Origin of the sequence: Kurthia zopfii, from assembly GCF_003143955.1 — a bacterium.
In the GTDB taxonomy this organism is placed as follows: domain Bacteria; phylum Bacillota; class Bacilli; order Bacillales_A; family Planococcaceae; genus Kurthia; species Kurthia zopfii.
The window spans coordinates 36,732-60,610 of sequence record NZ_QFVS01000004.1 but is presented as its reverse complement, the minus strand read 5'-3'; the positions used below and the strand labels follow the sequence as shown (position 1 = coordinate 60,610).

25 protein-coding genes are annotated in these 23,879 nt (G+C 37.2%); 21 read left to right on the top strand and 4 right to left on the bottom strand.

Annotated features, from left to right (window positions below):
• Positions 1-115 precede the first annotated feature (115 nt).
• On the bottom strand, positions 116-757 hold the full coding sequence (gene lexA / locus DF281_RS02645) for a transcriptional repressor LexA (protein WP_109348694.1): 642 nt from the start codon (positions 755-757) through the stop codon (positions 116-118).
• Positions 758-918: 161 nt separating this feature from the next.
• On the opposite strand from lexA, the gene yneA reads away from it, so the two are divergent.
• From yneA to DF281_RS02620, 5 genes are all read left to right on the top strand, one after another.
• Positions 919-1,224, top strand: coding sequence for a cell division suppressor protein YneA (gene yneA, locus DF281_RS02640; protein ID WP_109348693.1), 306 nt, complete (start codon positions 919-921; stop codon positions 1,222-1,224).
• Positions 1,224-1,880 carry a YneB family resolvase-like protein gene (locus tag DF281_RS02635; protein ID WP_109348692.1) on the top strand — a complete coding sequence of 219 codons (657 nt, stop codon included), beginning with the start codon at positions 1,224-1,226 and terminating at the stop codon, positions 1,878-1,880. The genes yneA and DF281_RS02635 overlap by 1 nt, the downstream gene beginning before the upstream one ends.
• Before the next feature lie 266 nt (positions 1,881-2,146).
• Positions 2,147-2,383 carry a DUF896 domain-containing protein gene (locus DF281_RS02630; protein ID WP_109348691.1) on the top strand — a complete coding sequence of 79 codons (237 nt, stop codon included), beginning with the start codon at positions 2,147-2,149 and terminating at the stop codon, positions 2,381-2,383.
• A gap of 157 nt (positions 2,384-2,540) precedes the next feature.
• The gene (gene tkt / locus DF281_RS02625) at positions 2,541-4,538 is read left to right on the top strand and encodes a transketolase (RefSeq protein WP_109348690.1); all 1,998 of its coding nucleotides are present in this window, start codon (positions 2,541-2,543) and stop codon (positions 4,536-4,538) included.
• Positions 4,539-4,709: 171 nt separating this feature from the next.
• Positions 4,710-4,949: a YneF family protein gene (locus tag DF281_RS02620; protein ID WP_109348689.1), complete on the top strand. Its 240-nt coding sequence runs from the start codon at positions 4,710-4,712 to the stop codon at positions 4,947-4,949.
• Positions 4,950-5,223: 274 nt separating this feature from the next.
• On the opposite strand, the gene DF281_RS02615 is transcribed toward DF281_RS02620, so the two are convergent.
• A complete protein-coding gene (locus DF281_RS02615; RefSeq protein ID WP_109348688.1) occupies positions 5,224-6,195 on the bottom strand; it encodes an alpha/beta hydrolase in 972 nt (323 codons plus the stop codon).
• A gap of 123 nt (positions 6,196-6,318) precedes the next feature.
• Between DF281_RS02615 and DF281_RS02610 the strand changes: the two genes are divergently transcribed.
• Positions 6,319-6,585 carry a YqkE family protein gene (locus DF281_RS02610; protein ID WP_109348687.1) on the top strand — a complete coding sequence of 89 codons (267 nt, stop codon included), beginning with the start codon at positions 6,319-6,321 and terminating at the stop codon, positions 6,583-6,585.
• Positions 6,586-6,908: 323 nt separating this feature from the next.
• Here DF281_RS02610 and DF281_RS02605 read toward each other — a convergent pair whose 3' ends face one another.
• Positions 6,909-7,805, bottom strand: coding sequence for an aldo/keto reductase (locus DF281_RS02605; RefSeq protein WP_109348686.1), 897 nt, complete (start codon positions 7,803-7,805; stop codon positions 6,909-6,911).
• A 79-nt stretch (positions 7,806-7,884) separates the two neighbouring features.
• Between DF281_RS02605 and DF281_RS02600 the strand changes: the two genes are divergently transcribed.
• The 7 genes from DF281_RS02600 to DF281_RS02570 all read left to right on the top strand — a co-directional run bounded on the left by DF281_RS02600 (position 7,885) and on the right by DF281_RS02570 (position 14,864).
• Positions 7,885-8,442, top strand: a complete 558-nt coding sequence (locus tag DF281_RS02600; protein ID WP_109348685.1) for an NUDIX domain-containing protein — start codon at positions 7,885-7,887, stop codon at positions 8,440-8,442.
• Between the two features lie 194 nt (positions 8,443-8,636).
• Entirely contained in the window at positions 8,637-9,104 is a 468-nt protein-coding gene (gene fur, locus DF281_RS02595; protein ID WP_109348684.1) for a ferric iron uptake transcriptional regulator, read from the top strand.
• 90 nt (positions 9,105-9,194) lie between these two features.
• Entirely contained in the window at positions 9,195-10,100 is a 906-nt protein-coding gene (gene xerD, locus DF281_RS02590; RefSeq protein ID WP_109348683.1) for a site-specific tyrosine recombinase XerD, read from the top strand.
• Between the two features lie 112 nt (positions 10,101-10,212).
• Positions 10,213-11,409 carry a phosphopentomutase gene (gene deoB / locus DF281_RS02585; RefSeq protein WP_109348682.1) on the top strand — a complete coding sequence of 399 codons (1,197 nt, stop codon included), beginning with the start codon at positions 10,213-10,215 and terminating at the stop codon, positions 11,407-11,409.
• 80 nt (positions 11,410-11,489) lie between these two features.
• On the top strand, positions 11,490-12,812 hold the full coding sequence (locus DF281_RS02580) for a thymidine phosphorylase (protein WP_109348681.1): 1,323 nt from the start codon (positions 11,490-11,492) through the stop codon (positions 12,810-12,812).
• 171 nt (positions 12,813-12,983) lie between these two features.
• Positions 12,984-14,300 carry a diaminopimelate decarboxylase gene (gene lysA / locus DF281_RS02575; RefSeq protein ID WP_109348680.1) on the top strand — a complete coding sequence of 439 codons (1,317 nt, stop codon included), beginning with the start codon at positions 12,984-12,986 and terminating at the stop codon, positions 14,298-14,300.
• A 195-nt stretch (positions 14,301-14,495) separates the two neighbouring features.
• Positions 14,496-14,864, top strand: coding sequence for a GNAT family N-acetyltransferase (locus tag DF281_RS02570; RefSeq protein WP_109348679.1), 369 nt, complete (start codon positions 14,496-14,498; stop codon positions 14,862-14,864).
• Positions 14,865-14,939: 75 nt separating this feature from the next.
• Here the strand turns inward: DF281_RS02570 and DF281_RS02565 are convergent, their stop codons facing one another.
• Positions 14,940-15,464: a DUF309 domain-containing protein gene (locus tag DF281_RS02565; protein ID WP_240605502.1), complete on the bottom strand. Its 525-nt coding sequence runs from the start codon at positions 15,462-15,464 to the stop codon at positions 14,940-14,942.
• Between the two features lie 54 nt (positions 15,465-15,518).
• Here DF281_RS02565 and DF281_RS02560 point away from each other — a divergent pair, with 54 nt between their 5' ends.
• The 8 genes from DF281_RS02560 (at position 15,519) to DF281_RS02525 (ending at position 23,876) form a co-directional block, all read left to right on the top strand.
• Positions 15,519-16,298, top strand: a complete 780-nt coding sequence (locus DF281_RS02560; protein ID WP_109348678.1) for a segregation/condensation protein A — start codon at positions 15,519-15,521, stop codon at positions 16,296-16,298.
• A complete protein-coding gene (gene scpB / locus DF281_RS02555) occupies positions 16,270-16,869 on the top strand; it encodes an SMC-Scp complex subunit ScpB (RefSeq protein WP_109348677.1) in 600 nt (199 codons plus the stop codon). The genes DF281_RS02560 and scpB overlap by 29 nt, the downstream gene beginning before the upstream one ends.
• A 155-nt stretch (positions 16,870-17,024) precedes the next feature.
• The gene (locus DF281_RS02550; protein ID WP_109348676.1) at positions 17,025-17,756 is read left to right on the top strand and encodes a pseudouridine synthase; all 732 of its coding nucleotides are present in this window, start codon (positions 17,025-17,027) and stop codon (positions 17,754-17,756) included.
• Between the two features lie 42 nt (positions 17,757-17,798).
• Positions 17,799-18,332 (top strand): thiol-disulfide oxidoreductase ResA, encoded by a 534-nt coding sequence (gene resA / locus DF281_RS02545; protein WP_109348675.1) that lies wholly within the window; start codon positions 17,799-17,801, stop codon positions 18,330-18,332.
• A gap of 13 nt (positions 18,333-18,345) precedes the next feature.
• Positions 18,346-20,022 carry a cytochrome c biogenesis protein ResB gene (gene resB / locus DF281_RS02540; protein ID WP_109348674.1) on the top strand — a complete coding sequence of 559 codons (1,677 nt, stop codon included), beginning with the start codon at positions 18,346-18,348 and terminating at the stop codon, positions 20,020-20,022.
• Positions 20,022-21,209, top strand: a complete 1,188-nt coding sequence (gene ccsB / locus DF281_RS02535; protein ID WP_109348673.1) for a c-type cytochrome biogenesis protein CcsB — start codon at positions 20,022-20,024, stop codon at positions 21,207-21,209. The genes resB and ccsB overlap by 1 nt, the downstream gene beginning before the upstream one ends.
• Positions 21,210-21,382: 173 nt before the next feature.
• Positions 21,383-22,099 (top strand): response regulator transcription factor, encoded by a 717-nt coding sequence (locus DF281_RS02530; RefSeq protein WP_109348672.1) that lies wholly within the window; start codon positions 21,383-21,385, stop codon positions 22,097-22,099.
• Positions 22,092-23,876: an ATP-binding protein gene (locus tag DF281_RS02525; protein ID WP_109348671.1), complete on the top strand. Its 1,785-nt coding sequence runs from the start codon at positions 22,092-22,094 to the stop codon at positions 23,874-23,876. Before DF281_RS02530 ends, DF281_RS02525 begins: the two co-directional genes overlap by 8 nt.
• Positions 23,877-23,879 lie beyond the last annotated feature (3 nt).

Below are 23,879 nucleotides of genomic sequence, written 5' to 3'. Positions count from 1 at the left end.
GTAAAAAGAATATTAATCAATAACGCTTATGAGTAAAAAGGATTAGTAAATGAAGTTGTACCTAAAAAACCCCTTAAAAGATTCAGTATTGAATCCGTTAAGGGGTTTGAATTATTTAATGAATATTGCGGTACAGTCCAACTACTTTACCTAAAATAGATACATTATCAACGATGATTGGTTCCATCGTTGAGTTTTCAGGTTGAAGGCGGAAGTAACCATCTTCTTTATAGAAACGCTTCACTGTCGCTTCAAATTCATCGGTCATCGCAACGACCATCTCGCCATTACTTGCAGATGATTGTTGTTTAACAATGACATAATCGCCATCCAAAATACCAGCTTCAATCATTGACTCACCCATGATCTCGAGCATGAAAATATGGTCATCAGAAGTACCATATGTATTTGGGATTGGGAAGTATTCTTCAATATTTTCGATAGCTGTAATTGGCAACCCTGCAGTTACCTTACCAAGTAGGGGAACATGCATAACCCCTTGTTTGATTGCGCTCGATGATTCAAATGGATCTAAAATCTCGATGGCACGCGGTTTTGTCTTATCGCGGCGAATATAGCCTTTATTCTCTAATCTCTCAAGATGTCCATGAACAGTGGAACTAGATGCTAAACCAACTGCAAGTCCAATTTCACGTACTGAAGGCGGATAACCTTTGCTTTGAACCTCATCTTTAATAAAATCAAGAATCGCTTCTTGTCGCTTAGATATTTTAGTTTTTTTAATTGTGTCGTTCATATCTTCACCTCTTCTTCTACTATTAGTTTGTAATTGAAGTATATCATTGCCATTTTCTAAATGCAAACAATTGTTCTTAAAAACTATTGACAAAAACGTATGTTCGGGTTTATCATATGAGAACAAACATTCTTATATGAAAATTTTTAGGGGGAACTAAAATGATGAGTTGGATTAAAAGAAATGTAAAGAACGTATTGATGGTTGCGATTATGCTTGCAGGAGCAGGTTATATGATGAATGATTTATTAAATCAAAAAGAATATATAGAAGTACAGATTGTTGAGGGCGATACTCTTTGGTCATTAGGTAAGGAACATAAGGGTGACATGAAATTAAATAGATGGATTAACGAAGTAACGTCAAATAATGCTATTATTGATAATAAAATTATTGCAGGTGATGTATTATTAATTCCTGCCGAACAAAATGAATCTAATAAAGTAGAAATTGCGAGTGATAAATAATGAAAGAACAAAAAGCAATCGCTTATTGTCGTGTTAGTACAGAGAAGGAAACGCAAGATCGCTCTTTGGAACGTCAGAGAGAAGAATTAGAGAGTTATGCTTCTTCAAAAGGGTTTCAATTAGATGGTGTTTTTGAGGATCGTCATAGTGGTTATGATACCGAACGTGATGGTTTGTTAGATCTATTAGACTTTTTAAAGGATCATAATGGATCTATCTTATTTATTCAAGATGAGACGAGAATAGGGCGTGGTAATGGACGAATGGCTGTTCTTCACCTTCTCCAAAAATATGATACGACAATTTATTCAATGTCTACTAATAGTGAGATGAAGTTAAATGAGATGGATTCAATGTTATTAGAGATTTTGAGCATTGTAGAGGAATATCAGCGTAAGATACATAATTCAAAAATCAAACGTGGAATGCGTAGAGCCATCGAGAATGGTTATAGACCAGAGTTGAATATTTCTAATCGTGGTCAAAGTGAAGGTAGAGAGAGAATTGAAGTGCCGATTGAACAAATCGTCGCTTTGCGCAAAAAAGGACTTATTTACGAGGAAATTGCATCCACTCTTACTGCACTGGGTTACCCGGTCAGTAAGGCAACGATTCATAGAAGATATACCGAATACAAAAAAGAACATGGTGAATAACAGCGACGCTGATTTATTTACCTGATTAATAAAAGTAAATTTAGAGCGAAATCACCATTCATTATTGAAAAGTGTTTCGCTCTTTCTATCGTTTAGTAGTAAATTTCCTTTAGGAAGAAGTGAGAAAGCCTACTAGGAAGCAATGTTTTGAATGCTTTTAACTAGAAAAACATCAAAAATGCGCATGGCTTAGAGCTAAATACTTGCCAAATCGTCATTTTTTTCATACCTTTAGTATATCGAAATGGCAAGAAAGGATGAATATAATGTTATCAAAAGACAAGTTAGCTCGAATCAGTGAGCTTTCACATAAGAAAAAAGCAGGTACTCTTACAACGGAAGAAGCGAAAGAACAAACAGCTCTTCGTCAAGAATACTTAGATACATTCCGTAGTACGATGCGTGAAACAATCGAAAACGTTCGTGTATTTGATGAAAAAGGCGAAGAAGTTACACCAGAAAAACTTCGTGCAAAACAAATCGCAAGCAAACGATTAAATTAGTCAAAAAAAGGTACTCATTGTGACAATATGTCATCGATGAGTACCTTTTTCTATGTTTTAAAGTCTAACGTCAATTATAACCATTGTTTTCTAGGTGAAACTTGACTAAGATATAGATAGAAATACATTTTGTATAGAAGAAAGGATGTCAACTTTAATGACGCAACAAGCAGATCAGTTAGCAATTAACACTATCCGTACTTTATCAATCGATGCAATTGAAAAAGCAAACTCTGGCCACCCAGGATTACCGATGGGGGCTGCTCCAATGGCTTACACGCTTTGGACAAAACAATTACATCATAATCCGCAAAACCCTTCTTGGTTTAACCGCGATCGTTTCATCTTATCAGCTGGTCATGGCTCGATGCTTTTATACAGCCTACTTCACCTAGGTGGATATGATTTACCAATGGACGAAATTAAAAACTTCCGTCAATGGGGATCGTTAACTCCTGGACACCCTGAGTACAAACATACTGCAGGTGTTGAAGCTACAACTGGCCCATTAGGTCAAGGTATCTCGATGGCAGTAGGTATGGCAATGGCTGAGACTCATTTATCAGCTGTTTATAACAAACCTGGTCATAACATCGTAGATCATTACACATTCACTTTATGTGGCGATGGCGATTTAATGGAAGGCGTTTCAGCGGAAGCAGCGTCATTAGCTGGACATCTTAAACTTGAAAAACTAATCGTACTTTATGATAGTAACGACATCTCATTAGATGGTGAATTAAACAAATCATTCTCTGATGATACAGCAGCTCGTTTCAAAGCGTACGGTTGGAATTACTTAACTGTAGAAGACGGTAACGACGTTGAAGCAATCAACGCAGCAATCGAAAGTGCAAAAGCTTCTGAAGGTAAACCAACTTTAATTGAAATCAAAACAGTAATTGGTTTTGGTTCTCCAAATAAATCTGGTAAATCAGATTCTCACGGTGCCCCACTAGGTACTGATGAAGTAGCATTAACGAAAGCTAACTACGACTGGAATCATGAACCATTCTTCGTTCCTGAAGAAGTTTATGAAACATTCAAAACAGCAGCAGTTGAAAATGGCGTAAATGCTGAAGCGGCTTGGAACGAATCATTAGCAGCTTATAAAGCAGAATTCCCAGAATTAGCAGCTCAATTTGAACTAGCAATTAACGGTGAATTCCCAGAGAACTTTGATGCAGATTTCCCTGTATTTGAAACAGGTAAATCAGTGGCAACTCGTTCATCTTCTGGTGAAATGATCAATGCAATCGCTAAAGCTGTACCTTCGTTCTTCGGTGGTAGCTCAGATTTAGCAGGTTCAAACAAAACAACAATTAAAAACGCAGGCGATTTCTCAGCACAAGATCGTGCCGGCCGTAACATCTGGTTTGGTGTACGTGAATTCGCTATGGGTACTGCATTAAACGGTATGGCATTACATGGTGGTCTAAACGTATTCGGCGGAACATTCTTCGTATTCTCTGACTATGTTCGTCCAGCAGTACGTCTATCAGCATTAATGGGCTTACCTGTTACTTATGTATTCACACATGATTCAGTAGCAGTAGGTGAAGATGGTCCAACTCACGAACCAATCGAACATCTTGCAGCTTTACGTGCAATGCCAAATCTTTCTGTAATGCGTCCTGCTGATGCAAATGAATCAGTAGCAGCATGGAAAGTAGCTTTAACTTCTAAAAACCGCCCAACAGCATTAGTTTTATCTCGTCAAAACTTACCAGTTCTTGATGTAGATCAAACAGTTCTTCAAAATGGTGTTGCGAAAGGTGCTTATACAGTAGCTCCTTCTACGAAAGAAACTGCCGATGCATTATTAATTGCGACAGGTTCTGAAGTACAATTAGCAGTTGCTGCAAAAGAAGCATTAGCTAAAGAAGGTATTGATGTAGCAGTAGTATCTATGCCTGATACAGCTCGTTTTGACGAACAAGATGCAGCTTATAAAGAATCAGTACTTCCAAAAGCAGTTACAAAACGTTTAGCAATCGAAATGGCTTCATCATTCGGTTGGCATAAATATACTGGTTTCGAAGGTGATGTACTAGGAATCGATACATTCGGTGCAAGTGCTCCTGGAGATACAGTAATTGCTAAGTACGGTTTCACAGTTGAAAACGTAGTTTCTAAAGTAAAAGCTTTATTCTAAGTCATAAAATAATGACCGAAATCGTCAATTTTGGCGATTTCGGTTTTTTTGAACGGAATTTCCAATGATTTTTTTGTGAAATTTCACAAAGTGTAGATAGCGAAATGTTTTTAATGTATAATTCTACGAGGAGAGTATTATCTCGTATGTGAAAGTAGAGGAGGAACACAAGTGAGTACAGGTCTTGCAATTACTTTAATCATCGTTGCTTTAATCGTTGGTGCAGTTGGTGGATTTTTCATCTCTCGTCAATACATGATGAAATATCTTAAAGAGAACCCACCAATCAATGAAGATATGCTACGTATGATGATGACTCAAATGGGACGTAAACCATCAGAAAAACAAGTACGTCAAGTTATGAGCCAAATGAACAAAGCTACTGATAAACCAGAGAAAAAGAAAAAATAGTTTTGAACATTATAAATAGAGTGACAGGAACGAGTGATCGTTTTTGTCCTTCAGAAAAGGGAATTGCATCTGCAATTCCCTTTTCTTTATGTTCTTGGAGGATTATTTGATTGATAGTATTCACTTTCAGAAATAGTACGACACTTGTTTTTCGGCAGGAGTCCTCGTTATTTCTTTAAATATTTCAGAATTCCAATAAAAAACACATTAATGAAGTTTCAGTAGTAGAATACTGTGCGTAACCTCATCAACGTGTTTTATTGAAGAATGCTAATTATTGTGTTTGTAACATTTTTTCGGGATTTACATAATTATTTGGAACATAACTAATATTGAAATCTACTAGGAATTTCAATACTTCCTTTTCATAATCATATGGTTGTTCATTGAATGACTTCGCATGAGCGCCTTTTTCAAATAGCACTAACCGGCTATTTTCAGGATGTTTTTCATAAAGATTCTCCGTCATTTTCGGAGGAATATACGTATCTTCTAAACTTGTCACAAATAAAATCGGTTTCGTAATATTTTGAACGACATCAATAGGAGATACATCTTTTAAATTATAGCCATCACGCATTTGAACGAAATAATCGATGAATTTAATCGCATATGGAGAGCGTAGCGGTGTGTCACGAACCATTAAATGCTGTAATTGATCCTCGAATTTAGAGAATGGGCAATCTGCAATAATGAAATCGAATAACTGCTCGGAAGTACCGCCATATTGTAAAGCTGTAGCGGCACCCATCGACTCGCCTTGAATACCTAAAATTGCATCGTCGCCAATTTTTCGGCGAACTTCTTCTACAACTGCTTTTAAGTCGTTCTTCTCGTAAAAGCCGTAACTTGTCGTTTTGCCACCGGTCGCACCGTGACGTCTTTGATCATAAACGACAATATTGTACCCTAATCGGGCAAATAAAGCGGCGTATTTTAATGAGTTAATATGTGTTTCTGTTACACCATGCGCAATGATGACTGTATTTTTACTATCAACACTGTGAATCATTTGGCAAGAAACATCATATCCATTAATAGAAGAAACTAAGAAATCTTCTTTAGGGACACTTTCATACCATTCTAATTTAAAGCGGTTCGCTGCAATTTCTCGGTCGAAAATAAATTGTTGGTCTTTTCTTTTTATGTACATCACTTTATTTGAAAGTGTGTAGCCAAGCGCTGCGATTGAAGCACCTGTAACACTAGCGGCAATAGAAGCGATGACCGGCCATTTTTTCTTCATTAAATCACCTCTTATTTACTATAGTAATGAAAAATTGAAGAAATTGCTAATAGAACTGATATATCTTTACATAAAATTATTAACTTTGATAAAATAAGAAGAAATAGAGATGGAGTGAGTAATTTGGCTAAGAAAAAACAACATACACAACAACGTCAGCAACAGCAACAAAAATCTGTCAGTGCAGATGATCAATTAACTTTAAAAGATCAATTAAATGATGATGTTTTAAGTAAATTGAAAATGGCAAAACAAAGTTTAGTAACAGAGGCAAAAGAAAAAGAAGAAGAACGACAAGCGAAAGCTGCTTTTGATAAGAAGCAAAAAGAGAAGAATATGTCTTTTGAAGAACTTCTTAATCAATACGGTAATCAGGGTTCTAAATTTTAAGGATTGTGTTTAAAAATTCGGCTTTGTGTCAAATTTTAGGGTGAATGAAATTGGAAAACCAATTTCATTCACCCTTTTTTAGATAAATCATTAGTGAAAGAAAAGCATGTAAATTGTTTTATTCTTTGGTGTTGTCGAGATTAGCTAGGTTAGCGTTGACTCGAGTATTGAGTGAGAGGCTTTCTTCTCGGGTTTCGGTGTCTAGCAAATTCACGCTATATGCTATGGGATACTTCAGGTTTTCGGGAGAAAGTGGTGGAGCGTTTACTTTCTCTTCAAACCTTGAAGTACCCTCGCATATGGGCGAGCGTGATTTGCTTTTCTTATCTATGTTCCGTATATTTATTTTCCTTCGTTAGGTGTTTCCAGTGTTCCACAATTTCAGCGTCTACCTGGTGGTGATATGCATCGATTGTTTGATACAGTTGTTGGATTTTACTAGCGCCTATAATGACGCTCGCAACTGCTTCTGATTGTAAATTGAATGTCAGCGCGCCATTTAATAATGTAGGTGTAGATTGTTGCAATGAGGCGATTGTAAGTTCTAATTCTTGTTTCGAATAATCTAAAAAGCCGTCTTCATGGATTTTATTTTGCCAAGAATCTGATAATAAACCTTTCGCAATTGTTCCGCGAGATATGACGGAAGCGCCATGTTGTTGAATGAACTCAAACCATTCTTCAGGTCGGCGGTCGAGTGCGCTATATTGCATCATGACTGACGAAGGACGACCTTTGTCTAAAATTGTTTCGATGACATTCGGACGGATGGAAGAAATTCCATAAGTGCGAATGACGCCTTCTTTTTTCAGTTGTTCAAATGCATCAGTTATTTCATCAAAATTATCTTCAATCGTACCACCATGTAGTTGATAAAGGTCAATATAGTCTGTACCTAGTCTGACTAAACTTTGTTTGACGCCTTCCATAATATGTTGTTTCGAAGCATCCCAGTGCCAGCCGTCCTCTGCGGGATCCCATACATTACCGACTTTAGTTGAGATGAAAACATCCTTTCTTTTTTTCTTCAAAATATCTCCGACAATCATTTCATTTTGACCGCGGTTGTATAAATCTGCTGTATCAAAGAAATTGATTCCAGCATCAAATGCAGCATCAATCATATATTTAGCTTGTTGTAAATCCATTGGCAATGACATACAACCTAGACCTAATTCGGAGACTTTCAAATCGCTTTTACCTAGTTGTCTATATTTCATATAGAACACCTCCTGTAACTTAATGGTACAATGAATTTAGAAAAATCACCAACTTAAAATCTAGATGGGGTGGAATTAGATGAATAAGAAATTTGAAGAAAAAACAATTTCAACTGAACCAATATATAATGGAAGAATTATAAAAGTCCAAAAAGATTTAGTGACTTTACCGAACGGGAAAACAGCAAGTCGTGAACTTGTGAAACACCCTGGGGCAGTAGGGATTATTCCAATAACTGCAGGTGGTAAATTAATCGTTGTGGAACAATATCGTAAAGCATTGGAACGCAGCTTAATTGAAATTCCAGCAGGTAAGTTAGAGCCTGGCGAAAAACCGGCTACGACTGCGATTCGTGAGTTGGAAGAGGAAACGGGTATGGGCGCGAATCAATTTGATTATTTACAAACGATTGCGACTTCACCTGGTTTTGCGAATGAGGAAATTCATCTTTTCATTGCGAGAGATTTATATAAAATTGCACAGCCGGCAAGTTTAGATGAGGATGAATTTGTTGAACTAATGGAAATTGATTTAGAAGAAGCGGAAGCGATGATCGCGAATGGAGCGATTTCAGATGCGAAAACGGTAATTGCTGTCATGTGGATGCGTCTAAATATTCAATCAATCAAAAAATAGAATAATCATGAGTAAAATAGTTTTCTTTTTGAGAAAATATGTTTATGATAGGTGCTGAGAGTTACAATTGCAACATTCTCATTACTTAATAATAATTATTCTATATAAATAATTGTTCTAGATAAAAATCGAGATTTAATTGTCAATCATCTAAATCGTTTGGTATAATGGATTTAGTTTAGGAGGGCGTCACTATGGAGAGCCGAATAGATCGAATTAAAAAACAATTACATGGTGCAAGCTATAAACTGACGCCGCAACGTGAGGCGACGGTACGCGTACTATTAGAAAATGAAGAAGACCACCTTAGTGCTGAGGATGTCTATTTACTTGTAAAAGAGAAGGCACCAGAAATCGGATTAGCGACAGTGTATCGTACATTGGAGTTATTAACGGAACTGAAAATTGTCGATAAAATCAACTTTGGCGATGGCGTTTCTCGCTATGATTTACGACAAGAGGGAGCAGCTCATTTCCACCACCATTTAGTATGTATTGAATGTGGAGCGGTTGATGAGATCCAAGAAGATTTACTTGAAGACGTTGAGGCAGTTGTTGAGAAGCGATGGAATTTCCAAGTGAAAGACCACCGACTTACTTTCCACGGCATTTGCTGGCGCTGTACAAGTAAAAAAGAACAATCTACTGATGACAACAACTAAAAGAGTTGACCCGATCGTTTACTATACTAAGTGACAACAGCTTAGAAAAAGTAATTGTAGGGGCAGCTCTTTTTTTATAGGAGGATTTATATGGAAGCGATAATCCAAGATGCGCTAGAAGAATACATTCATTTTTTAAGAGTGGAGCGCCAACTTTCAGAAAACACGCTCGTGTCATATAAAAAAGATATTGAAAATTATTTACATTCCATTTTTGAAGTACAGCAATTAGAAAACTTTGATGATGTTGCACGATTTCATATATTAATCCATTTGAAAGAATTACAAGAGAGTGGCAAAAGTGCAAGAACGACTTCAAGACATATTTCATCAATTCGTTCATTCCACCAATTTTTATTACGAGAAAAGCGATGCCAAAGCGATCCGACATTACATTTGGAAATGCCAAAAATGGAGCAGAAACTACCACAAATCCTGTCGATTGAAGAAATTGATCAATTGATGCAAGTACCCAATCTTCAAAAGCCAGCAGGTATTCGTGATCGAGCGATGTTGGAACTTTTATACGCAACAGGTATGCGCATAAGTGAATGTATTAATTTGAATCGTGAAGACATCCATCTCTCAATGGGCTTTGTACGCGTTTTCGGTAAAGGTGGGAAGGAAAGGATTGTCCCACTCGGAAAAAGTGCTATAGATGCGTGTACAGTCTATATGAATCAAGCGCGAAGTCAGTTGGAAGATCAAACGAATCGAAGTGAAGCGTTATTTTTGAATCAGAGAGGGAAAAGACTAACGAGACAAGGTGTATGGAAGCTTTTAAAGGCGTATGCATTGAAAGCGAAGATCCAGCATGAACTTACACCGCATATTTTGCGTCATTCATTTGCGACACATCTAATTGAGAATGGCGCAGATTTGCGAGCTGTTCAAGAATTATTAGGTCATGCGGATATCTCAACAACACAAATTTATACGCATGTAAGTAAAACAAGATTGTCGGAAGTTTATAAGCAATTCCACCCACGCGCGTAAGAAATTAAAAAAAGTCAGAGGTCTGACGTTTATTTTTCGTGAAAATTTGTTAAAATAAAGAAGAAATATAATTTATCTAAATAGTTTTTTCTATTTTAGGAGGAAATCAACAATGAAACCATTCAAACGTATACATTTAATCGTGATGGACTCAGTAGGTATTGGTGAAGCACCAGACGCAGCAGCATTTAATGATGTTGGTTCGGATACTTTAGGTCATATTGCAGAAGAAATGAACGGCTTAACAATGCCGAACATGGAAAAAATGGGTTACTCAAATATTCGTAAATTAATCGATTTACCAGAATTAAAAGGAATTTCAACAGTTGAAAAACCTTCAGCATACTACGGTCGCATGGAAGAAGCTTCAGTAGGGAAAGATACGATGACAGGCCATTGGGAAATCATGGGACTAAATATCGATCAACCTTTCAAAGTTTACCCAGAAGGATTCCCGCAATCTCTATTAGATGAACTTGAAAAACAAACTGGTCGTAAAGTTTTATGTAATAAACCTTATAGCGGTACAGCTGTTATTGAAGACTACGGTAAGCAACATATGGAGACTGGCGCAATTATCGTCTACACTTCAGCGGATCCAGTGTTACAAATTGCAGCTCACGAAGAAATCATTCCATTAGAAGAATTATATAAAATTTGCGAAATCGCTCGTGAATTAACGAAAAAACCTGAATACCTTGTAGGACGTGTTATTGCTCGTCCATTCGTAGGCGTACCGGGAAGCTTCGCACGTACTTCAAATCGTCATGACTACGCACTAAAACCATTTGGTCGCACAGTAATGAATGAGATGAAAGATGCGGGCCTTGATGTCATCGCATTAGGTAAAATTTCTGATATCTACAATGGTGAAGGTGTGACAGAAGCGATTCGTACGAAAGACAATACGGATGGTATGGATCAATTAGTCAAAGTATTAGACAAAGACTTCCACGGACTGTCTTTCTTAAACCTTGTCGATTTTGATGCGAACTTTGGTCACCGTCGTGATCCAAAAGGTTACGGAGAAGCTTTAGAAGAATACGATCGCCGTTTACCAGAAGTATTAGCTAAATTAACGGAAGATGATTTACTATTAATTACTGCCGATCACGGTAATGACCCAACTTTCCCAGGAACGGATCATACACGTGAATATGTGCCAATGATTGCTTATTCTCCACGTTTCAAAGAAGGTCAAGCATTAGAGCCAATCAACACTTTCGCAAGCCTAGGAGCGACAGTTGCTGAAAACTTTGATGTGAAATTACCTGAGTTCGGTGAAAGTTTCTTAAATCAACTAAAATAATAGAGAGCAATGAATTGAGACTGTATGAAGCAAAAACTTTATACAGTCCAATTGCTTTTACAATAGAGGAGTTTTTTAATATGCATATTTTAGACGTAATCGAAAAAAAGAAAAACAATTTACCACTTACTGCAGAAGATCTTCAATTTTTCATTGATGGCTATGTAGATGGTTCAATCGAGGATTACCAAGCATCGGCTTTATTAATGGCGATTCGTATTAACGGTCTATCTTTTGAAGAAACATTAGCATTGACTAAATCAATGTTATATTCAGGCGATATTATCGATTTAAGTACTGTAAAAGGTTATAAAGTAGATAAGCACTCAACAGGTGGCGTTGGCGATAAAGTAACATTAATTGTTGCACCAATCGTTGCAGCATTAGATGTGAAAGTAGCGAAATTATCAGGTCGTGGTTTAGGTATTACAGGTGGTACGCTTGATAAACTTGAAGCAATCGAAGGCGTGAGCATTGATTTAACGGAAGAACAATTCTTAAATCAAGTGAATGACATCGGCTTTGCTTTAGCGGGTCAAACTCAAAACCTAGTTCCAGCAGATAAGAAATTATATGCATTACGTGATGTTACAGGTACTGTTGATGCACTTCCACTAATCGCAAGCTCAATTATGAGTAAGAAATTAGCAAGTGGCGCAGACGGCATGGTATTAGATGTGAAATACGGTTCTGGCGCATTTTGTAAAACGATTGAAGTCGCACAACAACTAGCAGAAATCATGATTCAAATTGCTGAAGGCTTCGATAAATCAATCGTCACTGTATTATCATCAATGGATAACCCACTTGGCCGTACAGTTGGTAATAAAAATGAAGTAAAAGAAGCATATGACCTTTTGAAAAATCCAGATGAAGCAGATGCCAATCTTTTAAATACGATTACGGAAGTTTCTACATATATGTATGAAATTTCTTCTAAAAAATCTCATGAAGAAGCGAAAAAAGCGGTGCTTGACGTGCTTCATTCAGATATTCCAGTTCAAAAATTCGAAGCGATGGTTCATGCACAACGTCTTTCAGATGACATCAAACCAATCGAATTAGAATTCACACCGGACTACTCAGTAGATGTCATCTCAACAGATGCTATGACTGGCTATATTAAAAACATCGATGCACAAACAATTGGTCAAATTTCACTTGATTTAGGTGCAGGTCGTCATACGAAAGCGGATGTTCTTGATTACTTTGCGGGCATCGAGTTACTAAAAGTAAAAGGTGACGAAGTGAAAGCTGGCGATGTATTAATGAAATTATATGCATCTAAACCAGTACCAACTGAATTTGTTACTGCAGCTCAAAATGCCATTACTTTCTCAGCTGAAAAAGTAAATCCAATTGACGATAAAATCGTTTTAAAAAGTAAAGATCTACAAAACTAAATGAAATTCGAAAGTCTACTTGCTTATACAGTGAGTAGACTTTTTTCATTGTATAAAAATAAAAGCGGTTACATAATAAAACAATTATTGGCACAATTGGTGGGGTATGATACAGTTTGGAATATAGAAAATTCCGACCATTCAAAAAATGGGGGATTAGGGGGAAATGATATGCATTTATATGGAACGCAGTCAATTAATGAACTAGGACATTTAACAATCGGTGGGGTCGATACAGTTGAACTTGGTAAACAGTATGGCACACCATTATTCGTATATGATTTAGCATTATTTAGAGAGCGCGCGAGAGGGTTCGTCGATACATTCAAAAAAGAAGGTGTGAAAGCACAAGTAGCCTATGCTTCAAAAGCCTTTTCATCTGTGGCGATTTATCAAGCTGCTGCACAGGAAGGTCTATCGGTGGATGTAGTATCTGGTGGTGAATTGTACACGGCATTAAAAGCGGGATTCCCAAGTGCGAAAATTCATTTCCACGGTAATAACAAATCAATTGAAGAAATCGAACAAGCTTTTGATTCGAAAATTGGTTGCATCGTCATCGATAATTTTTATGAAATTGAATTATTGAAAGAAATTTCGGCGAAAAGAAAACAGAAGATGGATGTTCTGTTCCGTGTTACACCGGGTGTAGAAGCACATACACATGATTTTATTACGACTGGTCAAGCGGATTCGAAATTCGGTTTTGATTTAAGTAATGGTCAAGCGGATGAGGCTTTCCGACTGCTTTTTGAAGATGAGTATCTTCAATTGAAAGGGATGCACTGTCATATCGGATCGCAAATTTTCGAAACAGAGGCATTCAGTTTAGCGGCGAAGAAAGTTGTCGACAAAATGGCGGAATGGCAGCAATCTACAGGCTTTAAAGCAACTGTTTTAAACCTTGGTGGAGGATTTGGCATTCGCTATACAGCGGAAGATACGCCACTAGCGCCTGCTGTGTATGTTGATGATATGATCAAAGCCGTGAAAAAAGAAGCGGAGCAGTTTGGTATTGAACTTCCAGAAGTATGGATTGAGCCAGGGCGTTCATTAGTAGGGGATGCAGGGACAACGCTTTACACAGTAGGTTCTAGTAAAGTCGTACCAGACGTGCGCAACTATATCGCGATTGACGGTGGTATGAGCGACAATATCCGCCCAGCATTGTATGAAGCGAAATATGAAGGAGCATTGGCGAACAAGATGAATGCACCTTTAGAGGAGACCTATACGGTAGCGGGAAAACTTTGCGAATCAGGGGATAAAATCATCGAGGATCTTCAATTGCCGAAAGCGGAAGTTGGCGATCTATTAGCAACTTTCTGCACAGGTGCATATGGCTATTCAATGGCGAGCAATTATAACCGAATTGCGCGTCCAGCAGTTGTATTCGTAGAAGATGGCAAACATCAATTAGTCGTGAAAAGAGAAACGCTAGAAGATCTTGTAAAACTAGATTTACCTTTAACTTTAGGGGAGGGGTAGACGTCGATTGAAGAAAAATAACCGTCTTTTATTACTGTTTATTTTAGTGATTGGTATAGCATGGGGCGTAATTTATTGGGTGTTTGTTGCAAATGGTCAATCGCCTAATTAATGTAAAATTAGTTGCGTTAAATTATGATTTCGTGTAGTATATCCAAGTATAGTTTAAGGTAAAAAAAAGAGGGATCATAATTCATGTTAAATCGATATCGAAAGGCATACGAGAAAATCGCTATGGGGCTACTGTCTTTCATGCCAAATGAAAAAGACTTAAAAGTACTGCAACAAACGATTCAAACGTATGAATCTGAGCCAGAATGGGAACTTTATCTCTACAAAAAAGATGAAGATTACATCGGACTCGTTGGAGTTGAAAAGCAAGAGTGCGAATTAATTGTTCACCATATTTCTGTGGACCCATCGCACCGAGGTGAAGGGTTAGGTAAACTAATGGTACAAGAATTAGCTACGCTTAATACAGACTGTCAGGTAAAAGCCTGCCAACTAACAGAACCCTTTGTCGAAAAATGTCTGAATAATAATGAACAAGAGGCTCTTTCGTAAGCTTTTTTTAAGAGCAATCCTACAAATCATATATTGAGGATCAAAAAAACGATGAATGGTGCTTGTAATGCCCATTCATCGTTTTTCTACATTTGAAGTGATCTGTCTACGGCTAATTGCTTCCGCACGTTCTTGCAATACTTCTGACCGATCACGAAGTTTATGCTTGTTTATTAGAAATGTAGCATCTAAAACTACTAAATGATCAATGCTCGACAAGACGATCTTATTGAGAGCGGAATCAGTAATTGCAATTGGAAACGGGCTAAAATCTTGTTTAGCAAAAATGGATTTTTCCGCAGCTTCAATCTGTTCTACTAATTGCGCAACATCTATTTTTTCTAAAAATGGTGATGACGTATGTTCAATGATTGAGTGACGACTTTTTTGAAGAATTGTCGAAGCTCCTTTAAAATTACCTCTACGCCAATGATACATACCTGTAGCAAGCTGAATCAGTCCTACGAGTACATGTTTTCTTTGGCGAGGTGCTATTTCTTTCCAATATTCTTCTAATACTTCATGGCATTCGAAATAATCTTTATTACCATTGAAATAAGTAAGGAATTGGACAAAAGAAGGGTTATACATGGGGTGCATTTTGCTCACCTTTCCTCTATACTAAATTTGATAAGAATGTTAGGTGGTTATCAGATGTCTTATGAAGTAAAAGTGGAGGCCTTTGAAGGACCTCTCGATTTATTATTACATTTAATACATCGTTTGGAAATCGATATTTATGATATTCCAATGAAAGAGATTACTGCACAGTATATGGAACATATTCGTGCGATGCAAGTACTTGAATTAAATGAAGCAAGTGAATATCTCGTAATGGCTGCGACGCTATTAGAAATTAAAAGTAAAATGCTACTACCAATCCATGAAGGCGAAATGGAAGACTTCGATTTAGAAGATGATCCAGATGACCCTCGTGATGCGCTAGTATCAAAATTAATCGAGTATCGTAAATTTAAAGACGCGGCGCTTAAGCTAAAAGAAAAAGAAGAAGAACGCGTTCAATTTTATACAAGACCTCCTGGCGATCTTTCGGATTATATGCAAGATGAACAAATCCAACTGTTCGACACATCGGTTAATGTATATGATATGGTCGCTGCATTCCAAAAAATGTTACGTAGAAAAAGACTAAAAGCCCCATTGCGCACAAGAGTGACGAAGCAAGGCGTGACGATGAAACAACAGATGAAGCGTGTTATTCATATTTTACAAGATCATGATGGCGCTGTTGATTTCTTTGATTTATTTGAAGATGATGATCGCCCGGCACTTGTATTAACGTTTTTATCATTATTAGAAATGATGAAACGCCAAATGATTACTGTTGAGCAAAAAGGGAATTTTGATCTACTATTTGTATCATTAAAAGAAGGAGATGTCGACGATGAGCAATTCGAATCCATTGATGAGTAAAATCGAAAGTTTACTTTTTGTCATTGGCGAAGATGGATTGACTGTTGAGCAATTGACGCAGTTCACTGAGTCGACGGAACAAGAAGTCGTTGAAGCGATTCAACAGCTTGTGAATCATTATGAGTTGGATGTGACGAGAGGAATTACTTTGAAGGAAATCGCTGGCACATATCAGTTAATTTCAAAACCTGAGAATGCCCCTTTCATTGAGAAGTTAGTCGAAAATCCACCGCCACAAACATTATCACAAGCAGCACTTGAAGTATTGGCGATCGTTGCATACAAGCAACCAATACCGAGAGTTGAAATTGAAGATTTACGTGGAGTGAAGTGTGAGCGAGCATTACACACACTTGGCCAAAAAGCGTTAATCCAAGAAGTTGGCCGAGTAGAAGGTTCTGGCCGTGCGATTTTATATGGCACGACGAAGGAATTTTTAAATTACTTTGGCTTAAAAGATTTAGAAGAACTACCACCACTTGAATCAAGTGATGAAGTGATGATCGAGGATGGGCAGGATTTATTCATGTCGAAATTCCAAGAAGCTTTCAGTGGGGATTCTAATTCGTAAAGAGTAGTACTTGGAAGGCTGCACTTATGTAGCAGTCTTTTTATCATTCAAAAAAAATAAAAATAGAAATAAATGGATGCGCATGAAATACTTTTCAATAAATGGAAAGTATGACATAATTTTAGAAAGGCGCAGAAATTATGAGGTGACCTTAAATGGAAAGATTACAAAAAGTTATTGCACACGCAGGAATTGCATCAAGAAGAAAAGCAGAAGAATTAATTTTAGAAGGTAAAGTAAAAGTGAACGGTGAAGTAGTTCGTGAATTAGGAACTAAAGTGACGAGTTCAGACCAAGTGGAAGTTAACAATGTGAAGATTGAATCTGAGAAAAAAGTATACTATCTACTATACAAACCTCGTTCAGTAATTTCAGCTGTATCAGATGACCGCGGTCGTAAAACAGTTGTAGATTTATTCCCAGAAGTTGAAGAAAGAATTTTCCCAGTTGGTCGTTTGGATTACGATACTTCAGGTGTATTACTTTTAACAAATGATGGTGATTTCGCAAACAAAATGACGCACCCTCGTTACAACATTGATAAAACATATGTTGCAAAAATCAAAGGTGTTTTAAAACGCGAACATATTCGTCAATTAGAAAAAGGTGTTATGTTAGAAGATGGAAAAACTGCACCAGCAAAAGTTCATGTTATTTCATCTGACGTAAAACAAGATAAATCAATTGTCGCTTTAACAATTCACGAAGGACGTAACCGCCAAGTTCGACGTATGTTTGAAGCAATTGGACATCCGGTTTCAAAATTAAAACGTGAAAACTTCGCATTTTTAACAACTTTCGGGTTAAATGCTGGTGAATCACGCAAACTAACTGCTCATGAAGTGAAGCAATTACGCGTATTATCAGAAACTGGTAAAATCGGATAAGCTTTCACTAATTTAGACTGTTCGAGGAGGCTAAAGGCAACGATGGTTCAAAAGAAAAAGAGATTAGTCATTCGTTCAATTATTTTAGCAATCCTCGTAGCAGCTATTGCATATACTGTGTATGTAACTGCTACGAAGGATCCTAATAAAGTGATCAAAGCAGGCGATTCTGCTCCAAACTTTGTTTTAACAGATTTAGATGGGAAGAAACATCAGCTTTCGGATTATAAAGGACAAGGTGTGTTATTGAATTTCTGGGGAACTTGGTGTCCGCCATGTAAGGAAGAAATGCCTGCATTAAACAACGCATATGCGAAATATAAAGATCAAAATGTCCAAGTGATTTCAATCAATATTGCACAATCGAATTTTGAAGTACAAAATTTTGTTGATGAATATAAGTTAAATTTCCCTATGACGATTGATCGTTCTAAATCCGTAATGCGCGCTTATAATGTAGATCAATTACCAGCCACTTTTTTAATCAATAAAGAAGGCAAAATTACAGAGATTATTACACACGGAATTACAGAAACACAGTTTGAGCAATATATGGAGAGCATAAAACCTCAATAAGGAGTTCTTGAATATGGCGAAAATTATTTGTGAGTGCGGTCACTCCAATCCTACGGGAACGCTTCTTTGTGGGAAATGTGGTAGACCATTAACAGAAGAAGAATCAAATAAAAAAGTTGTTGATATGCGTTATGAGGGGACAGCAATTCGTTCGAAAACATATAAAACAACATTTATTGATCGTATTTGGAATTTCTTTTCAAGTGTGAAGATTGGTGTCACATTAATTGTGATTACATTAGTTCTTGCGGCAATCGGTACATTTTTGCCACAACTTATGTATGTTTCAGTACCTCCAGGTGTAAGTCCTGTTGATGTGTATGCTGAAAAATATGGCTTTTTCGGTAGAATTTATTATAATTTAGGCTTTTCGGATATTTATAGTTCATGGTGGTTCCAAATTGTTGTGGGAATGTTAGCTGCTTCAATTATTATTGCGAGTTTAGATCGCGGAATCCCGTTGTATAAATCTTTGAAAAATCAAAGAGTTTTACGACATGAATCATTTATGAAACGCCAAAGAGTAATCGGCGAAAAGTCAGTAGACGAAGCAGAAGCACAAAAAACTTTAGACTCGGTAGAACAAGAAATGAAAGCACTTCGTTACAAAGTGAGCCGAGAGAACAATGCATTATTGGCTGAAAAAGGTCGTTTCGCTCGATGGGGTCCATATATTAATCACGTAGGGCTAATCATCTTTATAATCGGCGTAATGTTAAGGCTCATGCCAGGATTTTACTTAGATAAATCACTTTGGGTTCGTGAAGGTGAGACAGCAGCAATTCCAGGAATTGAAGGCTACTATGTACATAATAACCAATTCATTTTCGAAACATATGGTGACAGTCAAGAAGCCGTTTCTGAATCTCAAACCGCTGCAGACGCAATCAATGCAAGGGCGAAAAACTATCAAACGGACGTCACTTTGTATAAAGAGGACGGTAAGGGCGAGGTATTAGCGGGCAATACAGAACATCTTGAAAAGATTAAAGACTATAGTATTCAAGTAAATAAACCGTTGAAATACGACGGTTTTGCTTTGTATCAAATGGACTTTAGACAAAATGAGTTGAAGACGATGAACTTCGAACTCGTAAACAAAAAGTCTGGCAAATCGTTCGGAAAAGTATCGATCGATTTAACGAATCCTAAAAAAGAATATGTCATTAACAAAGATACGAAAATTCAGTTGAAGCAGTACTATGCTGATTTCTCTGGATTTAAAGACGGTGAACCGCAATCTGCTTCAGGAATACCGAATAACCCTGCGTTCATCTTTAATATGATTACACCCGAAGTACCAAAAGGGGAAATGAGCTTTGTTGCGATCAAACAGACGCTTGAACCTCTCGGTGAAACAAAAAATCAAATGAAATTTAGTTCTGTTGAAACACGAAATGCATCGAATTTCACTGTAAGACAAGACAAAACATTGCCGATTTTATTAGTCGGCGGCGTAATATTTATGTTTGGTGTAACGATTGGTTCATATTGGAGTCACAGAAGATTGTGGGTGCAATATACGAAGGATGGAAGAATATTAATGTCTGCACATACGAATAAAAATTGGTTCAGCATGAAAAAAGATTTAGATCAAGTCGTTTCAAAAACCAATTTACCAACGTATATTGATCAACTAGATCAAGATAAGAAGCAAGATGCAGAACAGGGGAAAGGTGACGAAGCATAATGAATTTACTCGACTTAAGTAGTACTTTGCTATTCATTGCTTTTATTGCATATTTAGTCGCAACATTGTTTTTTGGAGGAGCGATTCACCATAAACAAAAGGAAGTATCCGATTCCAACAAAAAATGGGGTACAATCGCGATTGTTATTACGATTTTAGGTTTTATAAGTAACCTAGGTTATTTCATTACGAGATGGATTTCTTCAGGACATGCACCTGTAAGTAATATGTTCGAGTTTTCTACAGCATTCGGTATGTTCATCGTCGGTGCATTTATCTTAATTTACTTTATTTATCGTGTTCCTTCACTTGGTGTATTTTCCTTGCCAGTAGCAATTATTATTATTGCATTCGCAAGCATGTTCCCACGTGAAGTATCGCCATTAATTCCGGCGCTTAAATCCTATTGGTTAACGATTCATGTCATTACGACTGTAATCGGTGAAGCGATCTTAGCCATCAGTGCATTTGCTGGATTAATCTACTTATTGAAACACGTGAATATGAAAGTGAAAAGTAAGGAACGTTTTTGGTTAGAAGCAGTCTTATACTCTTTAGTTGTCGTATTAGGTTTTGTTGTCGTAACGTCGGTATTCAGTTCGATGGGTTATGAAGCGAAATTCTCTTATGTCGATAAGAATAATGAAGCAAAAGAGATTGTCTATAATACACCTGCTTTATTTGGTATGAATGAACATAAGTCATTAACAGAAGATCGCATGGAACCTCTAGTTGATATGCCAGCTCTTATTAATGGTAAAAAACTTACAACAGTCGTATGGTCATTTATCGTCGGAACGATTTTATATTTACTTTTAAGAATTATTTTGAGAAAAACAATTGCCGAAAAACTGCAACCACTTGTGAAAAATGCAAATTCACAATTGATGGATGAAATTGGTTATCGTGCTGTCTTAATCGGATTCCCTGTTTTCACACTAGGTGCGCTAATCTTTGCGATGATTTGGGCGCAGGAAGCATGGTCTAGATTCTGGGGTTGGGATCCGAAAGAAGTATGGGCGCTCATCACTTGGCTATTTTATGCAGCATTTCTACACTTACGTTTATCGAAAGGGTGGGAAGGTAAGAAGTCGGCATGGCTAGCTGTTATAGGCTTTGCAATTATCATGTTCAACTTTGTCGCAGTTAATTTAATTATTGCTGGACTGCATTCTTATGCTGGATAAGCCAAAATGCCGCTATTTCTGCACTTACCCTTGATTGGGTAGGTGCTTTTTACTAAAATAGAAGGGATAGATTACCAAATTAATGGCTATCATGTGTAGATATTTGCCTTTGCTTTTCATTTAATGCATGGGGTTGTACAATAGGTATATTAGTATCGGGGGAGGAATTATTTGTGAGTGAACAAATTTCAATATTAATTGTAGATGACGAGGATCGTATTCGTCGATTACTTAGAATGTATTTAGAGCGTGAAGGATACTTAGTAGAAGAAGCAGAGAATGGTATGGAAGCTGTTGAGAAAGCTTTAGAGACAGATTACCACTGCATCATGCTGGATATTATGATGCCAGAAATGGATGGACTTCAAGCAGCAGAATTAATCCGCGAAAAGAAAACAACACCAATCGTTCTATTAACTGCTAAAGGTGAAGAAGCGAACCGTGTACAAGGATTTGAAACAGGTGCAGATGATTATATCGTTAAACCATTTAGCCCACGTGAAGTGGTACTTCGTATCAAAGCAATTTTACGTCGTTCAGCAGCGTTTTCACCAATTTCAGCTACGTCAGCTTCAAAAGATTTAGTCGTATTCCCGCATTTAACAATTGATCATGATGCACATAGAGTTTCTGCAGATGGTGAAGAAGTTAATTTAACACCGAAAGAATACGAATTACTTTATTTCTTAGCGAAATCACCAGATAAAGTATTTGATCGTGAACAATTATTAAAAGAAGTATGGCATTATGACTTCTTTGGTGATTTAAGAACGGTCGATACGCATGTAAAACGTTTGCGTGAAAAACTGAATAGAGTTTCAGAGGACGCAGCGAAGATGATTGTTACTGTTTGGGGCGTAGGGTATAAATTCGAGGTCGTAAATGACTAGAATTTGGAACAGCATTGTCGGGAAGCTATGGGTAACCATTTTGCTTCTCGTTTCTTTTGTCCTGTTTATTTGTACGGTATTAATGTTAGAGTTTTTATCCAACTTTAATACGCAACAAGCTGAAAAATCTTTACGACAAGAAGCGAACACGATCGCTCGAATTGTCAACGAACATGAGACTTTAGCTTCCACTGAATCCATCATTTCAGACATCCTTGGGGAAGAAACGAACGCCCTCGTTTCAGCAAAGAAAAATGATGTGAAATATTCATTACAACAAGGCATGAATCAACAGGAAATCCGTAAAAAAATCATTTCGGATCCTGCGTTTGATAAAGTTTATACATCCAATAAACCAATCGTCAAAGAGATGCTACTACCTTCTACAGTTGAAGAAGACCATATGGAGACGTATATCGTATTAGCTTCACCGATTAATGTGGATGATGAAATGCACGGCGCGGTATTTATTTATAAGAGTCCGGATGCGATTCATAGAACGACGAAGGAAACGACGAAAATTGTATTTTTATCAGCAGCCATTGCACTTGTATTAACAACATTTTTTGCCTTCTTCCTTTCTAGCCGAATTACATCACCACTTAGAAAAATGCGAGAAGCGGCTTTCGAAGTGGCAAAAGGGAAGTTCGATTCTAAAGTACCTGTATTGGGACGAGATGAAATTGGGCAACTTGCGACAGCTTTCAACCAGATGGGTCGGCAATTAAAGCATCACGTAGAAGTAATTAATCAGGAGAAAGAACAACTCTCAAGTATTTTAACTTCTATGACGGATGCGGTTATTACATTTAACCGAGATCGGACAATTTTATTAAGTAATCCACCTGCTGAATTACTTTTACAAAAATGGTTCATAAATAAAGGTCTGGATAGCTCAAAACCATTACCTGCTGAAATCTACCACATACTTGAACATGTATTAGATTTAGAGGAAGAATTGGAAGAAGAACTTGAAATCGATGGCGCATACTATGTCATTTCCATTAGTCCATTGTATAGTGGAGACGCAGTTCGAGGAGCGGTAGCGGTCTTACGTGATAAGACGGAAGAACATCGCCTAGATAAGCTTCGTTCGGACTTCATTGCCAATGTGTCACATGAACTTAGAACGCCGATTTCAATGCTACAAGGTTATAGTGAAGCGATTCTGGACGATGTTGTATCTTCGGACGAAGAAAGAAATGAAATGATCCGCATTATTTATGATGAGTCACAGCGAATGGGTCGACTTGTGACGGATTTACTTGATTTAGCGAGTATGGAATCTGGCAAAATGAGATTGTATCTTGATGAACAAGGAATCAACCATATTTTTGAACGAATGACGCAAAAATTCGTTCAACGTGGGAAAGAAAAAGATATAGAAGTATTATATGAATCTGAATTCGATGATACGGAGACAGTTCTTGTCGATGAAGACCGCATTGAACAAGTCGTGACGAATTTAGTCGACAACGCGATTCGTCATACAGAACCGGGTGGTCACGTACGTGTCATTGCAGATCGCTATGCTTCTACATTAAGAATACGTATTCAAGATGATGGTGCTGGGATTCCACAAGAAGACCTCACATATGTCTTTGAACGCTTCTATAAGGCTGATAAAGCACGAACGAGAGCTAAAGGCGGTACAGGTCTAGGGTTAGCAATTGCTAGTAATATCGTGAATGCACATAAAGGTAGAATTACGGTCGATAGTGAAGTCGACGTAGGAACGACATTCACATTCTACTTACCTTTGAAAGATTCATTATAGTAT